Below are 15,818 nucleotides of genomic sequence, written 5' to 3'. Positions count from 1 at the left end.
GGCGCACATGAAATACATTGCTGAATTTCGCGATGGCGAGCTGGCCCGCGGGCTGGCCAATACCATTGCCGCCACCGTCAACCCCGCGCGCGAATACCGGCTGATGGAGTTTTGCGGCGGGCATACGCACGCGATTTCGCGCTATGGCCTGCAAGATTTGCTGCCCGCCAATGTGCGGCTGATCCACGGCCCGGGCTGCCCAGTCTGCGTGCTGCCGATTGGCCGCATTGATAGCGCCATTGCGCTGGCCACCCAGCATGATGTCATTCTCTGTACCTACGCCGATACGCTGCGCGTCCCAGCCAGTGGTGGGTTATCGCTACTGAAGGCCAAGGCGCAGGGCGCGGATATACGCATGGTGTATTCCGGCGCCGATGCGCTGCGCATCGCGCAGGATAACCCCAGCCGCGCCGTAGTGTTTTTCGCGATTGGCTTTGAAACCACCACACCACCCACCGCCGCCATCATCCTGCAGGCGCAGCGCCTGCAGCTGGCGAATTTCAGCGTGCTGTGCAATCACGTGCTCACCCCGGCGGCGATGGTGCACATCATGGAATCGCAACAAGACCCCGCCGCGGTGGCGATTGATGGTTTTGTCGGCCCCGCCCACGTCAGCACCGTGATCGGCTCGGGGCAATACGAAGGCTTTGTTGCGCGCTACCAGCGCCCGGTGGTGATCGCCGGCTTTGAGCCGCTGGACGTGATGCAGGCGATCTTGATGCTGATCCAGCAAATCAACGCTGGCCGCGCCGAGGTCGAAAACGAATTCACCCGCGCCGTCACGCGCGAAGGCAACCGCAAGGCGCAGGGCTTGTGCGAGCAGGTGTTTGAGCTGCGCTACACTTTCGACTGGCGTGGGCTTGGCGAAGTGCCACTTAGTGCGCTGAAAATCCGCCCCGAGTTCGCCCAATTCGACGCCGAGCTGCGCTACCAGATTAATTATGTGCAGGTGCCCGACCACAAAGCCTGTGAATGCGCCACGATCCTACGCGGCCACAAACGCCCAGCCGATTGCAAAGTCTTCGGCACCGTTTGTACGCCAGATCATCCGCTGGGTGCGTGTATGGTGTCGTCGGAAGGCGCGTGCGCGGCGCATTATACTTATGGGCGGTTTAGGATGTCTGCAATGCTGTAGCTTTATGCTGAGCCTGAGAAACCTCTATATTCCTAAGCTATTTTCGGACTTAATGATATTTTTAAACTTTCTTTATTAAGTTTGATGTTTGTATCAGGGGAAAGTCCATCCCAGTGTGCACATTTGTAGAGATAAAATTCATCAAATACTTTAATGATGTGTTCGGATAGATTTGCTGATGAGTCTGGAAGTACTAATTCGGTCGCGGTTGCTTCCCCTGCTTGAGGGCCTTTGTTGTCACATTCTATTGTCATGAGGGCATGAGAATTTTTTTCAAAGATTAAGTATCTGTATTTCCATCGAGTAATTGAAGAGAAGTAGTTTTCTGGTTTGCCAGGAATGTAGCCAGGCTGTGATCTTATTCTCAGACTATCAAGCTCATATATGGCAATGAGTTTTTTGTAATCGACAAATCTTACAAATGAATACTCTTTGCCTATTCTGTCGGGATGCGCTTCATCAAGAATTGAGCAAACTACATCGTGTTCTCGGTTTAAATATTTTGTGCTCCTACCGTGAACAATCTCAGTTACAAACGGCATTTGCAGATTCCTTAACTTGGAGTGAAAAAAACTCACGCTTTGTCTGGTAAGCGTGGAATCAGAAATACACACAAATAGTTTTGAAGGACATGGCTGATGTCCGAATGGTGCAATATTCGTAATTGATCTGCAAGAGTGTACTGTCGTCGTTATTGTTGTGCATAAGGAAATTCCTCGGCCGACATATTATCACTTGCGATGAATTTGTCTTACAAACCCCATTGTCGTAGGCAAAGAATGAAAACATACACCCGCTCCCTCGATTTGAAAAACGGCCGCGTTGATATGAGCCATGGCAGCGGTGGCCGGGCGATGGCGCAGTTGATTGATGAGCTGTTTGCCCGCCATTTTGCCAACGATATTTTGGCCGAACAGGGCGATGGGGCGGTGCTGCCGAGCCTGAATGGTGGCCGGCTGGTGATGGCCACCGATAGCCATGTGGTGTCGCCGCTGTTTTTCGCCGGTGGCGACATCGGCTGCCTCTCGGTGCATGGCACGATCAATGATGTGGCGATGATGGGCGCGCGCCCGCTGTATTTGTCGGCCGGTTTTATTCTGGAAGAAGGCTTTCCGCTGGCCGATCTACAGCGCATTGTGGCTTCGATGGCGGCGGCGGCCCGCGAGGCCGGGGTGCCGATTGTCACCGGCGATACCAAGGTGGTGGAGGCCGGCAAGGGCGACGGGGTGTTTATCACTACCACCGGTGTGGGGGTAATGCCGGAGGGTATTGACCTGAAAGCATCAAAGATTAAGGTGGGCGACAAGATACTGGTGTCGGGTATGTTGGGCGATCATGGCGTGGCGATTATGTCGCAACGCGAAAACCTGACTTTCGAGACCACTATTCAATCGGATACTGCCGCGCTGCATACGCTGGTGGCGGCGATGTTGGAATCCGTGCCCACGCTGCACGCGCTGCGCGACCCCACGCGTGGCGGGCTAGCTGCGGTGCTGAATGAATTTGCCCACGCCAGCGGCCACGGCATGGTGATCCGAGAGGCCGCCATACCGGTGCGCAGCGAGGTTGCTGCCGCCTGCGAGCTACTGGGGCTTGATCCGCTGTATGTGGCCAATGAAGGCAAACTAGTCGCCTATTGCGCCGCTGCCGATGCCGATGCGCTGCTGGCCGCGATGCGCAGCCACCCGCTGGGGCGCGATGCGGCGATCATCGGTGAGGTGATCGCCGATGAACACGCCTTTGTGCAGATGGAAACCGTATTTGGCGGGCGGCGGATGGTGGATTGGCTTAATGGCGAGCAGCTGCCGCGCATTTGCTAGCCGCGTTTTAATCGGCCGCCGGGGCCAGCTGCAATAGCTTGCCATCGTCTTCATCGGTGAGCAGATACACCAGCCCATCCGGCCCCACCCGCACATCGCGTATGCGGCCAAACTGATCTTTCAGTAGCCGCTCTTCGTGCACCACCCGCTCGCCATCGAGCTCCAGCCGCACCAGCATCTGGTATTTCAGCGCGCCCAACAGCAGATTACCGCGCCACGCCGGGAAGGCATTGCCCTGATAAAACACCAGCCCGGAAGGGGCGATGGACGGTGTCCACTGATATTGCGGCTGGGTCATGCCGCTTTTGTGCGTGCCTTCGCCGATGGCCGTGCCCAGCCCATAATTGCGACCATAGGTAATCACCGGCCAGCCGTAATTGCGCCCGGCGCGAATGATATTGAGCTCATCGCCGCCTTGCGGGCCGTGTTCGGTGGCCCACAGCTCGCCCGTGCGCGGGTGAATGGCTGCGCCTTGCACATTGCGATTGCCCAGGCTGTAGATCATGGCGCGGGCGTCTTTGCTGCTGGCCCAGGGGTTGTCAGCCGGAAAGCGGCCATCGTCATGCAGGCGAATGATTTTGCCGGCCAGATCATCGGGCCGCTGGGCGCGCTGCATGTCGCCGCGATCACCTTGGGTAATGTATAAAAACCCCTGTGGATCAAAAGCCAGCCGTGCGCCGAAATGCTGGCCGGCGCTGCTGCCCGGCCGTTGCCGGTAAATCTGTTGCAGATTGTCCAGCCGTGGGCCGGCGGCGCCTTCGCTGAGGCGGCCACGCACGACCTGCGTGGCGTAGCCCTGACCTTCGGGGCCGCTGTAGGCCAGATACACCCAGCGATTGCGGGCAAAATCAGGGTGCACGGCCACATCCAGCAGGCCGCCTTGCCCAATTACCGCAATCGGCGGCAGGCCACCAATGCTACGTGGGTCTAGCTCGCCGCTGCGACTAATGAGGCGTAAACGCCCCGGCCGCTCGGTGACCAACATGCGTCCATCGGGCAAAAACGCCAGCCCCCACGGATGCGCCAGCCCTTGCGCCAAGATGCTGACCTGCAAGGGGTGTTTTTCGCTGGCGATGCGCAGCACATCGGCCTGCGCTGGCTGCAGTAGCGTGGGGAGGGCGATGGCCGCGAGCACGGCCGCAAACAGTAGGCGTGACATGCGCAACTCCGAGGCGATATCTCATCCGCATAGACGCGGGCCGGCGCAAAAAGTGCCACGGTGGCCGCAACGATGACTGTGTGTTTGATGGGGTTCGTTAGGGTATAGGTCTGTGAGGCATATCTAATAGTGCATGCAGGGCTATACCCATTGGTTTAGAGCTGATCGGATTCCACAATGACTTCTCCTGGCTCTGCTGCAAACAGGCCATTGAGCAGGGCGGTGGCAATTTGCGTGGGCTGCACCGGCCGATAACGGCGCGGGATCAGCGGGCCCAAGAGGCGGCAGGCGAATAAACCCAATGCTTCGGCGTGCCGGGGCGGAGTTCGCGCTGCCTGAATCAGTGCGGGCCGCACAATCCGCAAACGCGGAAAGCCCAGCGCTCGCACGCCCGCTTCGGCCTCAGCTTTGGTGCGCAAATACAGATTGCCCTGCAAGCTAGCGCCCAGCGAGGAATTCAGCGCCAGATAAGGCACCCCGGCCTGACGCGCCTGCGTGGCCACTTGCAGCACCAAATCGCGATCCACTGCCACAAAGCCTGCGGGCGAGCCGGCGATTTTCCGCGTGGTGCCCAGCGCGCAAATCAGCCCATCGGCCGCCCACCAGCTCGCATCGCGCGGAAGCTGGGCAAAATCGAGCAGCGGATTCAGTAATTTGGTATGGCTGGGCAGTGCGCGCCGCGTGGGGGCGATCACGGCCGTAATGCGCGGATCGGCCAGCGCCTGCTGCAACACCGCTTGCCCCACCGCGCCGGTGGCACCGAAGACTAATAGTTTCATCACTCACTCCCGCGCTGAATGGGTCTTAGCTTAGCTGAATTCGCCGACCCGCGCGCGGCTGGGCCAGCAGAGCATAGAAGCGCGCAGTGAATAAAAGTGCCGCCAGTGCTGCTGACCGGCGGGCGGTAATGTGGGGCTGGCTTAGGGGTATAGCTCTAAAGCCTATGATAATTAATAGACTAAAGGATATACATTGCAGGGTATATCCGGCACGACCGCTAGTCCTTGCCTTATTGGTGGGCGCTTAGGCCGGGCGTAAATGCGCCGCCAAGCCTCGGCGCGGGGCCGGCTCGACTGGCGGGGCGTAGCCCAGGCGTGCCCACATTTGCACTGTGTGCGCGGCTTCGTGCATCCCCAATAATTGCCGGATTGCCGCGTAGGGCCCGCTTTGCTCGGGGTATTCTTGCAAGGCCTGTTGCAGCGGGTGCATTACCAGCCCCTGCGCGGTGGCGGCTAGCTGTGCCCGCACATAGGCCCGGCCCGCAGCTAATTGGGTGGTTCGGCGATTATCAAGGGTGATCAGCCAGAAAAAGGCCTGCGTACTGGCAATCTTGGCATTGAATTCATCCACCTGCCCACGTACAGCCGCACTCTCGGGCGGTGAAGGGCGGCTGCGATCAAAGAGGCCGGTGGCGGTGAGCAAACGGATGAGCGGGGTATTGAGGCTAATGCCATCGCGGTGCGCCGCAATTTCGTCCGGCCCTACTCGCAGCACCCGATAGGATTCGAGCAGCGGGGCGGGCGTACTCAGCTCGATTTCCCACGCCTGCTGCGCAATGCGGCGGTGCTCGGCGATGCTGGGCTCGCCCGCCATCACCATTCCCATTTCGACGGGCAAGCCCGCCACGCTGGCGCGAATGGCTGCAAGCGCGGCGGCTGTTGGGGTTTGCGGGAGATACAGCGAGCGATTGGTATGCCGCTGCAAAATCTGCGCAAACAGCGGGTCGGGGCGTACGCTGGCATCAGCCAGCAGGCGCACGCGGGCAATCGGGGTGTCGCCTACTTCTTGCCCGAATTCGCCCGCGGGAAACGGCGTAATCTCCGCGCGATAGCCACGCTCTTGAGCGGCGATGGCCAGCAGCTCCAAAAACGTGCCCTGGCTCATCACCAGCTGCCGGTGATAAGGATCGGTTGCCGGCAGTAGCCGCTGTGGGTCGAGTCGCAGCCAAATCGTATCCGGTGTATCCAGATTCACCAGCCAAGATTGCAGATTATGCGCATTGGGCGCGAGGATGGCGTGTGCCAGCACCCATTCGCGCAGCGGCAGGTTGGCGGGCGGTGGCTGCCAGGCCGCAATGGCCTCGGCCGGCAGCGCAGTGCTGCAGCCCGTGAGGGGCAGGGTGGTGGCCACCAGCATTCCGCTGGCGCACAGGCGTAACCATTGACGTCGATTCATGTTGGCGGCTCCGAGACAGGGTGATGTTGATTGTGCGCGGGCAGGTTTTTATTCACAATTGGATAAGACTTTAGATTAGGTATTCAAAAATGAATGAATACGATTTTCCTTGGGATTATGTGCAGTCGTTTCTGGCGGCGCTGGAGCAGGGCAGCCTGATGGGGGCTGCGCGCGCGAGCGGCATTAGCCAGCCAACCCTGAGCCGGCATATCGCCGAGCTAGAGCAACGCTGGCAAGTGGTGCTGTTTGAGCGGACAGGCCGCGGGCTTGTGGCCACACCCGCCGCGCTGAATCTGGCGCCAGCTGCCCGCAGCATGGCCGAGTGCGCTAGCCAACTTGGGCGGCTGGCCACCGGGGCTGAGCGCGAGCTGGCTGGGCGGGTGCGACTGGCGGCCAGCCAAACGGTGGCGTATCTGGTGTTACCCGCGCTGCTGGCGCAATTAAAACAGCGCTATCCGGCCATCGAGATCGAGCTGGTGGTCAGTAATACGCAGGCGAATTTGCTGCGCCGCGAGGCCGATATTGCTTTGCGCATGGTGCGCCCGCAGCAATCCAGCCTGATCGCGCGCAAAATCGCCGAAGTGCCGGTGCGGGCCTGCGCCCAGGCAGGCTATCTGGCGGTACAGGGGCGACCAAGTGAGGTGGCGGATTTACTTACACATGCACTGATTAGTGGGGATCAGCAAGATCAACTGGTGGCCGCTTTTGCGGCGGCCGGCCTGCCCACCGCGCAGCTGCGCTTTGGCCTGCGCTCGGATGATCTGATGGCGCAATGGATGGCGGTGCGGGCGGGCTTGGGCGTGGGTTTTCTGGCCGGATTTTTATGCCGCGCAGCGCCCGAGGTTGAGCCGCTGCTACCCGATTTGCCCCTGCCCCGTTTGCCGCTGTGGCTTACGGTGCATCGTGAGCTCAACAGCAGTGCGCGCATTCGGGCGGTGTATGATTTTCTGGCCGAGGCACTACCGGCAGCCTTGGCCTAAATTTTATAAATAACAGGGTATTGCTCGCAAGCCATTTTGGCGAATTGCTTAGCAAGCATTACCCCGAAAGGGTATTGCTCGGGGCTTCGGCCAGCATGCTCTCGAGCTTGGCCAGCAGGGTGTCCAGTTGTGCAGGTTTGCTCAGCATGCCGGCGATCGGCGGTAGGTAGCTTTGTTTTTCGTTCAGCGAAAAGCGAAAGTGGGTGTGCTGATCAATACCGGTTAGCAGCAAAATCGGTGTGTGGCGAATGTCCCGGTAGCGCGAATCAGCGCGCTCATCGCGGATCTGGTACACCAGCTCAAAACCGGCAGTGTCGGTTTCCAGCATGGCTTCGGTGATGATGGCATCGGGCTTTTCGCGCAGTGCCAGCTGGCGGCCGGCCACGGCCGAATGGGCGCAGCACACCTGATAGCCGTGCGCAGACAGCGCCTCGGCCAGCTGGCTACATAGCGCGGTGTCGTTGTCGATTAACAAGATTTTTTTCATGGCGATGCTCACTCGGCGGGCGGCTTATTTCAGTAGCTCGTAAATCACATTGCGCTTTTCCCAGGCTTCGTTGCGCTCATACATATCGATGGGGAATTCCATCTGCTTAAGCTCTACCGGCGCAGCTTGTTTATCCACCAGGCCCAGTGCCAGCGCCACGCCATACAAAATCGCCTCGGGGCGCGGCGGGCAGCCGGGTATGTAGTAATTCACCGGCAGCACTTTATCGGCTCCGCCGGTGACGTTATAGGTATCAAACCACGCGCCACCGCCAGTGGCGCACGAGCCAATCGCAAACACCAGTTTCGGGTTGGGGATGGCCTCGTAGGCACGCTTCACCAGCGGCAAGGTCGGGCGGGTGACTGCGCCAGAAATCAGCATCGCATCGGCGTGGCGCGGCGAGGCTACCAGCTTGATGCCAAAGCGCTCCACATCGTAAAACGGGGTGAGAATGTTCAGGATTTCGATATCGCAGCCATTACACGCGCCGGTGTTGCAGTGATACACCCAGATCGATTTGCCGAACATTTTTTTGCACAGGTTTTTGAGCATGGCTTACTCCTTATTGCTCGGGCGCTGGTATTGATCGGATTGCTGCAACAGCGTGGGGTCGAAGGTTTCGCTGGTTTTGCGGATCAGCGCGCGCTGTTCGAGATTGTCGTAGCGGAAACCCTTGAGGTTGATGCGGTCGATGGCATTGGTTTTTTCCATCTCATAGCAGCGCCCGCAGCGCTGGCAGGTCATCATAAACAGCTCCATCCGCGTGGTGATGTCTTCTTTTTGATCACAGGCAATCTCGAAGCTATTGCTCATGGTGATGGCCTGCTCGGGGCAGATGTCGGCGCAGCGGCCACAGTAAGTGCAGCGCGAGCCGTCATACAGCATCACGCGCAGCTCCTGGCACACATCGCGGACCAAAATACAGCGCGCCGGGCAGTGATCGGAGCAGCCGCCGCAGCCAATGCATTTTTGGTGATCAAACACCGGCTGGCCGCGCAGATTGGCCGGCACCGGTGGGCGCTCATGCGGATAGTTGAGCGTGACCACGCCCGGTTTCATCACCATCAGCAGTTGTTTGATTTTGCTGGTTAGCCACATGATGTTCTCTCCATCAAAGCACGACGGCCGCAGCAATCGCCGCCAGCGCAATCAAAAACAGCACGCCAAAATAGCGAATCGCCTGATCGATCCGGTAACGCGGGTGCGTGGCCGATAACAGCCCGATCAGCAAAAACACCACCGCCGTCAGTACCAGTTGCAGCGCCAGATCAGCCAAATAAAAGCCGGTTCCCAAGAGCGGCACAAACATCGCAATCGGCAGATAGGCGTAAAACATCTGCTTGAGCATCATGTAGTACTTAAACAGCGCGTAGTTTGGGCCGCTGTATTCGATAAATGGCCCGCCCAACAGCTCTTGCTCGGCTTCAGCCATATCAAACGGTTGGCGTGCCACAAAGGCTTGCAGTCCAAACAGGCTCACCGCAATCATCACCATGCCCGGCAGGCCAAAGGCCGCCATCGGCGTGCCGTAAATCACGGCAGACAGATCAAGGCTGCCGGTTTTGAGTACCCCCAAGAGCAAGATCATGAACAAAATCGGCTCGACCATGATCATGGTGGTCATTTCGCGGCTGGCGCCGATCAGGGCGTAGATGTTTTTGCTGGCAAAGGCGCCCAGCAATACCGCCACGCCGCCCAGGGTAAGCAGATACACCAGTGAAATCGCATCGGCATAGGCTGTAAACGCGGTAGCGCGGCCGGCCAGCGGCAAGATGGCAATCACGCACAGCATGGAGGCAAAGGCGATCACCGGGGCGAGCCGGAAGGGCAAAATGCCGGTCGAATCGATGTTTTCTTTGCCCAACAGCTTGAGCACATCGTAAAACGACTGCACCAGCGGCGGCCCCTGCCGGCTTTGCACCCGCGCCGTTACGCGGCGCACGATGCCGTCGAATAAGGGTGCCAGCGCCAGAAACACCAGCAAATTGAGCAATACCTGCACATAAGACCAAACGGGGTGGAGTGTCGCGGTGGTCATGGTCTTAACCCTTTAGTGAGGCATGGCGTGCCTGTTGCTGGCGCGATAGCGCATCCAGCTCGGCCTTGCTGATGGAGCTGGCTTGCCCGGTTTGCAGATCCACCACCGCCACGCGGTCGGTGCAGGAAAAACACGGGTCGATACTGCCCATGATGATGGGGAAGTCGCCGAATTGTTCGTCCAGCAGCATCAGCGGCACGGCTTGCAGATTGGGGAAGGTGGGGGCGCGCACACGCCAGCGTTCGGGGCGATTGTCCTCGCCGGTAATCACGTAATGCACTGATTCGCCACGCGGCGCCTCCACCACGGTAATGGCATGGCGCTGGGCGGGAATGCTGTCTTTCATCTCGACGAAGAATTCGCCACCCGGCATTTTGTCGAGGCACTGGCGCACGATCTTGATCGCCTCGAAGGTTTCGATCACGCGGATAACGAGCGTGGCCCACACATCGCAGCTATCGAGTACCGGCACTTCAAATTTCATTTCGTCGTAGGCGGCGTAGGGGTGATCGCGGCGCGCATCGATATCCACGCCGCGCGCGCGGGCCACCGGGCCGACCAGGCTCCAATCCAGCGCTTGCTGCTTGGTGATGGTGCCCACGCCCTTGGTGCGTTTGTGGATCGAGGTGTCTTTTTCAATCGCGCGGTGGATGATAGCCAGATCATCTTCGATGGTTTTCATCACCCGGCGGATATCGTCGGCGATCTCCGGCGTAATGTCGCGGCGCACGCCGCCCACCAGAATCATGCCGTAGGTTTTGCGATTGCCGGTCAGGCGCTCGCACAGCCACATAATCTGCTCGCGCACGCGCCAGGCCTGCATAAACACAGTATCAAAACCAATCAGGTGGCCGGCCACACCCAGCCACAAGAGATTCGAGTGAATGCGCTCGAATTCCAGCATCATGGTGCGGATAAACTCGGCCCGGCGCGGGATAACCAACCCTGCAGCTGATTCCACCGCTTGCGAAAATGCCGTGGCATGCACCGAGCCGCAAATGCCGCAGATGCGCTCGGCAATAAATGGCACTTCGTTGTAGCTAATCTGCGTGGTGCAGAGCTTTTCGATGCCACGGTGGGTCATGAAGCCGCGATAGTCACAGCCCTTGATGGTTTCGCCATCGACATACACGGCAAAGTGTTCGGGCTCGTGCAGGCTGGGGTGGAATGGGCCCACCGGCACGATCTTGGTACCCGGTGGCGCTTCATCCAGCTCGTAGGCGATGTCTTCGGCACCCTTAGGCACCAGATTGTGTGGCACATCTTTGCGTAGCGGGTAAATCCCATCCGGCCAGTCATCGGCCAGCACCAGTTTTTTGGGTTTGGGGTGGCCAGCAAAGCGCAGGCCCAATAGATCGGTGACTTCGCGCTCAGACCAGCCGGCCGAGGGCAGATCAGGGGTAATCGACTCGATGATCGCGTCGTTTTCCGGTGCGCTGGTGCGACAGCAAACAAACTGATCGCTATCATCCAGCGCAAAGGTGTGAATCATCCCCAGCGTGCCATCGCGTTCGATATTGTCGTAGCCCACGCTGCACAAATAACGTGCGCCGGCATTGGTGATGATTTTGCTGGCTTCGCGAATCCCGGCGCGCTTCACATCGATAAAAATCGTGCGCGGATCGGTTTTTTCGACGCAGACCACATCATCGCGCAGGCGGGCGATCAGTTTGGCTTCGAGTTCTTTTCGTTTGGACATCTGCATACTCCCCATCAAGCGCGCACGTTGCCGCCGGTCCACTTCATGAATTTCTTGAAGGCATCAAAAATGTGGCTGCTCAGATAGCGGTTGGCGTTGTTGAGCGTTTGGTAGCCACACAGCCAAACCGGCGCCTGGCGGGTTTGCGCGCCGCCCGCGTGTTTCAGCCAGCGCGCGAAAAGCCCCGCCAACACCAGCAGTGCCACCATGACCAGCGGCAGTGAAAACGCCACCACGGTGCCGCTGGCATTGCTCACGGCAACCCCCGCATAGCGCTCAGATAAAGTCGCAAGAAGGGCTGGCGTGGCCAGCGTGTGGGTCAGCACGCCTTCCGAGGCGGCCAGCACGCGACCAAACAGCGCCACAAACAGCCATGGGCACAAACCCTGCAGCAAACAAATGGCGGTGAGCAGCAGTTTGGGCGCCAGCATTAGCTTGCCCACTTCCTGCACCTTGGCGTTCCCGTCCGTGTTCCACTCGACCCCCACCGAGGTAAAGGTCATGCCGTAGAGCTTCACATAGGTGGCCAGCGTCATCGCGCTGGTGACGAGCGCAATTACGCCGAAGATCACAAAGATGCCTGCCGCTTTGCCTGATAGCAGCGTGGCGGCTACGATGGCCCATTTGCTGGTAAAGCCCGAAAAGGCTGGCACGCCCGAAACGGCAATCGCGGCGATACCGGCGATGATGGCGGTGATGGGCATTAGCGCAAACAGGCCGCCGAGTTTGTCCAGATCTTTGGTGCCGGTGGTGTATTGCACGCTACCCACACACAGGAACAGCAGGCTTTTGAAAATGGCGTGGTTCAGTACATGCAAAAACGCGCCTAGGATCGCCAGCAGCGCCAGCGCATGCAGCGCGGCATTCGGCCCCAGGTAATAGCGCGCCGCGCCTATCGCTAAGATGATGTAGCCGATCTGGCCGATGGAGCTATATGCATTCAGGCGCTTGGCATCGACTTGTTTCAGCGATTGCGAGGTACCGATAAACAGCGTGACCACCCCAATCACCGCCACCGCCAGCCCCCAGTACTGCAGCTCGTGCGCGGGCATGTTCTCTGGCGTCATCCAGAACAAGGTGCGGATCAGGCCGTAGATACCGGTTTTCAGCATCACGCCCGACAGCAGAGCGCTAATCGGTGACGGCGCTACCGAGTGTGCATCGGGCAGCCACAGCTGGCCCAGCGGAAACATACCGGCTTTCATGCCAAAGCCGAGGAAGGTGAGGGCCAGCAGCAAGGTGCGCGGGCCGACATCGAGCGTACCCAATTGCTCGGCAATGTAATGCAGTGGCGTACCCCAGCCGCAGCCGGGTACCAGCAGCCCGGCCGTTAGCACCGCCGCCCACGCCAGCTGCATCAGCAGCAGGTATTTATTGGCGCTGCGCACAATCACTGGGTCGTGATGATCAAAGCGGATCAGCCAGAATGAGGTCAGTGTCATCAGCTGCCAGGCGATGGTAAAACCGGTGCTCAGGTCATCCACCGTCACCAGTGCGATCATGCCGGCGATAAATACGGGGTAGCAGAAATAAAAGCCGCGCAGGCTGTAATGGCGGTAATGCGCCATCTGCATATAGCCAATGCAGTACAACGCCACCACGCTGGCAATCACCGCGATCAGTAGCAAAAACACTGCCGAAAATCCATCCACCAGCAGCGGGATCGTGAGCCCAGCCAGCTGCAGATCAAAGCTGGCCGGCGCGCCCGGGCCGCTCAGCACATTGATGGCGCTGCTGGCGAAGAACAGCCCGGCCAGCGCCACCGCCAGCAGGTTCACTACACCTGCCAGTTGGCGTTTGCTGGCGAGTAATGGGGTAATCAGGCCTGCACCCAGCAAGATCGCCAGGCCGGTTTGTAAATGCGGATAGATCGTGGTGTCCATCTTAGTGGCTCCTTCCGGCGTGCTGGCACAGCAGATCAATCACTGCCGCCGCGCTGTCCTGTATGGCTGGCTCCATCTGCAAGCCAAAGTCGATGTTGTGGGCGCTGATACCCAGCAGGTAAACCTGCTTGCCCTGTTGTTCGAGTAATTGCGCGGCCATCGAGAGCGCCAACTTGTGGGTGGAATAGCCTCCGCCGGTTTCCAGCTCGCGCAGCTTGCCCAAGACCAGCGAGCCGGGTGCTTGCCCGCTGCCGCTGATCGCATCCACCAGCAAGATGTGCTCGGCCGGGCCCGCGGCCAGCGCAAACACATAGTTTTCGATCACGTCTTCGACATTCAGCGCCGCATGCGGGCTGCCGGCGGGTAACTGCTGGGCCAAGGTGTCGGCGATATAGCAGCCCACGCCATCGTCGCTGCGCAGCGGGTTGCCAATACCGACAATCTGCGTCGGGCGGCTGAATATTTGGGCCAAATCGTGGGTAAAGCTCATATCTGTTCACCCAGCGTTTTGATTTGCCGATAGGTATAAACCGGCCCATCGGTGCAGACGAGCGTGCGGCCTACCGCGCAGTGCTGGCATTTACCAATGCCGCATTTCATCTGCCGCTCTAGCGTCGAGATGATCGCGTCTTCGCTCATACCGCGTTTTAAAAATTCGCCAATCACGCTGTTAAACATCACTGGCGGGCCGCAGACAAAGGCCACACTGTTATCGACCGGCACCTTGGCCTTTTCGATCATCTGGTTCACATAGCCCACTTCGCCATTCCAACCGGCTTCGGGTTTATCAATGGTGATAAAGGTCTCGAAGCCCGCGTTTTGCTGCCATTCCTTGATGTCCGGCTGGTACATCAGGTCCTGGCTGCTGCGCGCGCCATACAAAAGGATGATGCGGCCGAAATCTTCGCGGTGTTGCAGCGCATGCACGATCGAGCTGCGCAACGGAATCAGCCCAATGCCGCCCGCCACGTAAATGATGTTTTTGCCTTTGATGTCTTCAAACGGAAAGCCATTGCCAAATGGCCCGCGCACGCCGAGCTTGTCGCCGGGTTTGAGCGCGTGTAGCGCGTTGGTCACCTTGCCGACGGCGCGCACCGAAATATGAAAGCGATCGTTTTCCGGGCTGGGCGGCAGCGACACGGCAAATTCACCGGCGCCAAACACCGTGCACATAATGAATTGGCCCGATTTGATGCGAAATTCACGCTCGACGTCTTTATTCGGAAAAGACAGGTAAAAGGTCTTTACCTCAGGGATTTCGTCGCGAATCTCATCGATATTCACCACCTCGGGGAAGGTCACAATCGGGCACAGGCCGGTGGTTTTACAGTTGCCGTGCTCGTGATTGCCGTGACAATTTGCCATCAGTTTTGCCCTCCGGTGATTTCGCGGCGGATGTATTGCACAACATTGGGTAGGCCAATATCGCCGGGGCACACCCACTGGCAGCGGCCACAGCCCACACAGCCGGGGCGCAGGTATTTTTTCGATTGCGGGTAAGACAGCTTGCAGAAAAAGCGCTTATTGCGGCGGTCTTCCACCGGCTGGCGCGGGTTGTGGTCGCCAGCCATGCGGGCATAGCCTTCAAACGAGCACGAATCGCGCATGCGCAGCCGTTCGCACTCGCCACAGGCGGTGGCCGAGTCTTCGATGTTGAAGCAGCTACAGGTTGGGCAAACGAAAGAGCAGGCGCCGCATTCAAAACACTGATCGCCGATGTATTCCCAGGTTTCCGGCTTCACAAAACCGGTGGTGATGCGATTCATCACCTTGGCCACCCAGGCTTTGTTGTCGGTGGCGAGCTCGGGAAAGAGATCAATACTGCGCTCCACCACAGCTTTAAATTCCGCCGCGTGGGCGGCGCTGGCCACCGGCCACTGGTGCGCATCGGCCAGGGCCTGACCTTTTTCGCTGCCCACCCGCACCAAAATGCCGTCTTTAAGCTGCGTTAAATCCAGATCAAAGCCCTCATCGGCATCGGGGCCCGAATGGGTACAAACGCAGAAACACTGCGGGAAAGGGTGCAGGCAGGTATTACTGATCAGCAGGCATTGGCGTCGATGGGTGAGGTAAACATCATCCACAAACTCTTGCCCGAGAAAGAAGCGATCCAGCACCAAAATGCCCGACAGATCACAGGGGCGCAGGCCAAACAGCACTTTGGGCCGCTCGAAATACTGCTTGCTCAGCTCCACGCTCTGGCTTTGCGCGTCGTATTTGTATTTCAGGATGCGCTCCATTTGCGGGAATAAGATTTCCTTCACCGGCATGGAGGGAATCGGCGCGGCCAGATCCAGCGCTTCGGCCGAGGCCAGCTGATCGAAAAACACCTGCTTGGTTTGCGGCTCCACCTGCGGGCCGTAAACGTCGTAACTGGCTTGCAGCTCAGTCACCAGCGCGCTGATGTCGTGCGCCGAGAGGAGGTACATGGACATGATGGTT

At 58.9% G+C, this 15,818-nt stretch carries 16 protein-coding genes; 3 read left to right on the top strand and 13 right to left on the bottom strand.

Annotated features, from left to right (window positions below; all coding sequences use genetic code 11):
- The first annotated feature begins 7 nt into the window (after positions 1–7).
- Positions 8–1,135 (top strand): hydrogenase formation protein HypD, encoded by a 1,128-nt coding sequence (hypD, locus tag QV747_RS07045; protein ID WP_273430071.1) that lies wholly within the window; start codon positions 8–10, stop codon positions 1,133–1,135.
- A gap of 32 nt (positions 1,136–1,167) precedes the next feature.
- Here the strand turns inward: hypD and QV747_RS07040 are convergent, their stop codons facing one another.
- Positions 1,168–1,677, bottom strand: coding sequence for a hypothetical protein (locus tag QV747_RS07040; RefSeq protein ID WP_273430070.1), 510 nt, complete (start codon positions 1,675–1,677; stop codon positions 1,168–1,170).
- Positions 1,678–1,914: 237 nt separating this feature from the next.
- Between QV747_RS07040 and hypE the strand changes: the two genes are divergently transcribed.
- Positions 1,915–2,955 (top strand): hydrogenase expression/formation protein HypE, encoded by a 1,041-nt coding sequence (gene hypE, locus QV747_RS07035; protein ID WP_273430069.1) that lies wholly within the window; start codon positions 1,915–1,917, stop codon positions 2,953–2,955.
- A gap of 7 nt (positions 2,956–2,962) precedes the next feature.
- On the opposite strand, the gene QV747_RS07030 is transcribed toward hypE, so the two are convergent.
- The 3 genes from QV747_RS07030 to QV747_RS07020 form a co-directional block, all read right to left on the bottom strand.
- Positions 2,963–4,114: a PQQ-dependent sugar dehydrogenase gene (locus QV747_RS07030; protein WP_273430068.1), complete on the bottom strand. Its 1,152-nt coding sequence runs from the start codon at positions 4,112–4,114 to the stop codon at positions 2,963–2,965.
- Positions 4,115–4,269: 155 nt separating this feature from the next.
- Entirely contained in the window at positions 4,270–4,893 is a 624-nt protein-coding gene (locus QV747_RS07025; protein ID WP_273430067.1) for a hypothetical protein, read from the bottom strand.
- 244 nt (positions 4,894–5,137) lie between these two features.
- Entirely contained in the window at positions 5,138–6,289 is a 1,152-nt protein-coding gene (locus QV747_RS07020) for an Acg family FMN-binding oxidoreductase (protein ID WP_273430066.1), read from the bottom strand.
- An 89-nt stretch (positions 6,290–6,378) separates the two neighbouring features.
- On the opposite strand from QV747_RS07020, the gene QV747_RS07015 reads away from it, so the two are divergent.
- On the top strand, positions 6,379–7,269 hold the full coding sequence (locus QV747_RS07015; RefSeq protein WP_273430065.1) for a LysR family transcriptional regulator: 891 nt from the start codon (positions 6,379–6,381) through the stop codon (positions 7,267–7,269).
- Between the two features lie 58 nt (positions 7,270–7,327).
- On the opposite strand, the gene QV747_RS07010 is transcribed toward QV747_RS07015, so the two are convergent.
- Genes QV747_RS07010 through QV747_RS06970 form a run of 9 tightly spaced genes read right to left on the bottom strand, consistent with a single transcriptional unit; the run spans position 7,328 to position 15,811 of the window.
- Positions 7,328–7,756, bottom strand: a complete 429-nt coding sequence (locus QV747_RS07010; RefSeq protein WP_273430064.1) for a response regulator transcription factor — start codon at positions 7,754–7,756, stop codon at positions 7,328–7,330.
- A 24-nt stretch (positions 7,757–7,780) separates the two neighbouring features.
- Entirely contained in the window at positions 7,781–8,308 is a 528-nt protein-coding gene (locus QV747_RS07005; RefSeq protein ID WP_034619528.1) for an NADH-quinone oxidoreductase subunit B family protein, read from the bottom strand.
- A gap of 3 nt (positions 8,309–8,311) precedes the next feature.
- Positions 8,312–8,854: a 4Fe-4S binding protein gene (locus QV747_RS07000; RefSeq protein WP_047396167.1), complete on the bottom strand. Its 543-nt coding sequence runs from the start codon at positions 8,852–8,854 to the stop codon at positions 8,312–8,314.
- A 13-nt stretch (positions 8,855–8,867) separates the two neighbouring features.
- Positions 8,868–9,794, bottom strand: coding sequence for a respiratory chain complex I subunit 1 family protein (locus QV747_RS06995; protein WP_273430063.1), 927 nt, complete (start codon positions 9,792–9,794; stop codon positions 8,868–8,870).
- Positions 9,795–9,798: 4 nt separating this feature from the next.
- On the bottom strand, positions 9,799–11,493 hold the full coding sequence (locus QV747_RS06990; RefSeq protein WP_273430062.1) for an NADH-quinone oxidoreductase subunit C: 1,695 nt from the start codon (positions 11,491–11,493) through the stop codon (positions 9,799–9,801).
- A gap of 14 nt (positions 11,494–11,507) precedes the next feature.
- On the bottom strand, positions 11,508–13,376 hold the full coding sequence (locus tag QV747_RS06985) for a proton-conducting transporter membrane subunit (protein WP_273430061.1): 1,869 nt from the start codon (positions 13,374–13,376) through the stop codon (positions 11,508–11,510).
- 1 nt (position 13,377) lies between these two features.
- Positions 13,378–13,866 carry a hydrogenase maturation protease gene (locus QV747_RS06980; protein ID WP_273430060.1) on the bottom strand — a complete coding sequence of 163 codons (489 nt, stop codon included), beginning with the start codon at positions 13,864–13,866 and terminating at the stop codon, positions 13,378–13,380.
- Positions 13,863–14,741 (bottom strand): FAD/NAD(P)-binding protein, encoded by an 879-nt coding sequence (locus tag QV747_RS06975; RefSeq protein WP_273430059.1) that lies wholly within the window; start codon positions 14,739–14,741, stop codon positions 13,863–13,865. Before QV747_RS06975 ends, QV747_RS06980 begins: the two co-directional genes overlap by 4 nt.
- A complete protein-coding gene (locus tag QV747_RS06970; RefSeq protein ID WP_273430058.1) occupies positions 14,741–15,811 on the bottom strand; it encodes a 4Fe-4S dicluster domain-containing protein in 1,071 nt (356 codons plus the stop codon). Before QV747_RS06970 ends, QV747_RS06975 begins: the two co-directional genes overlap by 1 nt.
- Positions 15,812–15,818 lie beyond the last annotated feature (7 nt).

Source organism: uncultured Chitinibacter sp. (assembly GCF_945957625.1).
Lineage (GTDB): Bacteria > Pseudomonadota > Gammaproteobacteria > Burkholderiales > Chitinibacteraceae > Chitinibacter > Chitinibacter tainanensis.
This window is presented reverse-complemented; position numbering and strand designations above follow the sequence as displayed.

Excerpts from the sequence above, each read along its gene's own strand:
- hypD (WP_273430071.1), top strand. The coding sequence starts at position 8 with ATGAAATACATTGCTGAATTTCGCGATGGCGAGCTGGCCCGCGGGCTG.
- QV747_RS07040 (WP_273430070.1), bottom strand. The coding sequence starts at position 1,677 with ATGCCGTTTGTAACTGAGATTGTTCACGGTAGGAGCACAAAATATTTA.
- hypE (WP_273430069.1), top strand. The coding sequence starts at position 1,915 with ATGAAAACATACACCCGCTCCCTCGATTTGAAAAACGGCCGCGTTGAT.
- QV747_RS07030 (WP_273430068.1), bottom strand. The coding sequence starts at position 4,114 with ATGTCACGCCTACTGTTTGCGGCCGTGCTCGCGGCCATCGCCCTCCCC.
- QV747_RS07025 (WP_273430067.1), bottom strand. The coding sequence starts at position 4,893 with ATGAAACTATTAGTCTTCGGTGCCACCGGCGCGGTGGGGCAAGCGGTG.
- QV747_RS07020 (WP_273430066.1), bottom strand. The coding sequence starts at position 6,289 with ATGAATCGACGTCAATGGTTACGCCTGTGCGCCAGCGGAATGCTGGTG.
- QV747_RS07015 (WP_273430065.1), top strand. The coding sequence starts at position 6,379 with ATGAATGAATACGATTTTCCTTGGGATTATGTGCAGTCGTTTCTGGCG.
- QV747_RS07010 (WP_273430064.1), bottom strand. The coding sequence starts at position 7,756 with ATGAAAAAAATCTTGTTAATCGACAACGACACCGCGCTATGTAGCCAG.
- QV747_RS07005 (WP_034619528.1), bottom strand. The coding sequence starts at position 8,308 with ATGCTCAAAAACCTGTGCAAAAAAATGTTCGGCAAATCGATCTGGGTG.
- QV747_RS07000 (WP_047396167.1), bottom strand. The coding sequence starts at position 8,854 with ATGTGGCTAACCAGCAAAATCAAACAACTGCTGATGGTGATGAAACCG.
- QV747_RS06995 (WP_273430063.1), bottom strand. The coding sequence starts at position 9,794 with ATGACCACCGCGACACTCCACCCCGTTTGGTCTTATGTGCAGGTATTG.
- QV747_RS06990 (WP_273430062.1), bottom strand. The coding sequence starts at position 11,493 with ATGTCCAAACGAAAAGAACTCGAAGCCAAACTGATCGCCCGCCTGCGC.
- QV747_RS06985 (WP_273430061.1), bottom strand. The coding sequence starts at position 13,376 with ATGGACACCACGATCTATCCGCATTTACAAACCGGCCTGGCGATCTTG.
- QV747_RS06980 (WP_273430060.1), bottom strand. The coding sequence starts at position 13,866 with ATGAGCTTTACCCACGATTTGGCCCAAATATTCAGCCGCCCGACGCAG.
- QV747_RS06975 (WP_273430059.1), bottom strand. The coding sequence starts at position 14,741 with ATGGCAAATTGTCACGGCAATCACGAGCACGGCAACTGTAAAACCACC.
- QV747_RS06970 (WP_273430058.1), bottom strand. The coding sequence starts at position 15,811 with ATGTCCATGTACCTCCTCTCGGCGCACGACATCAGCGCGCTGGTGACT.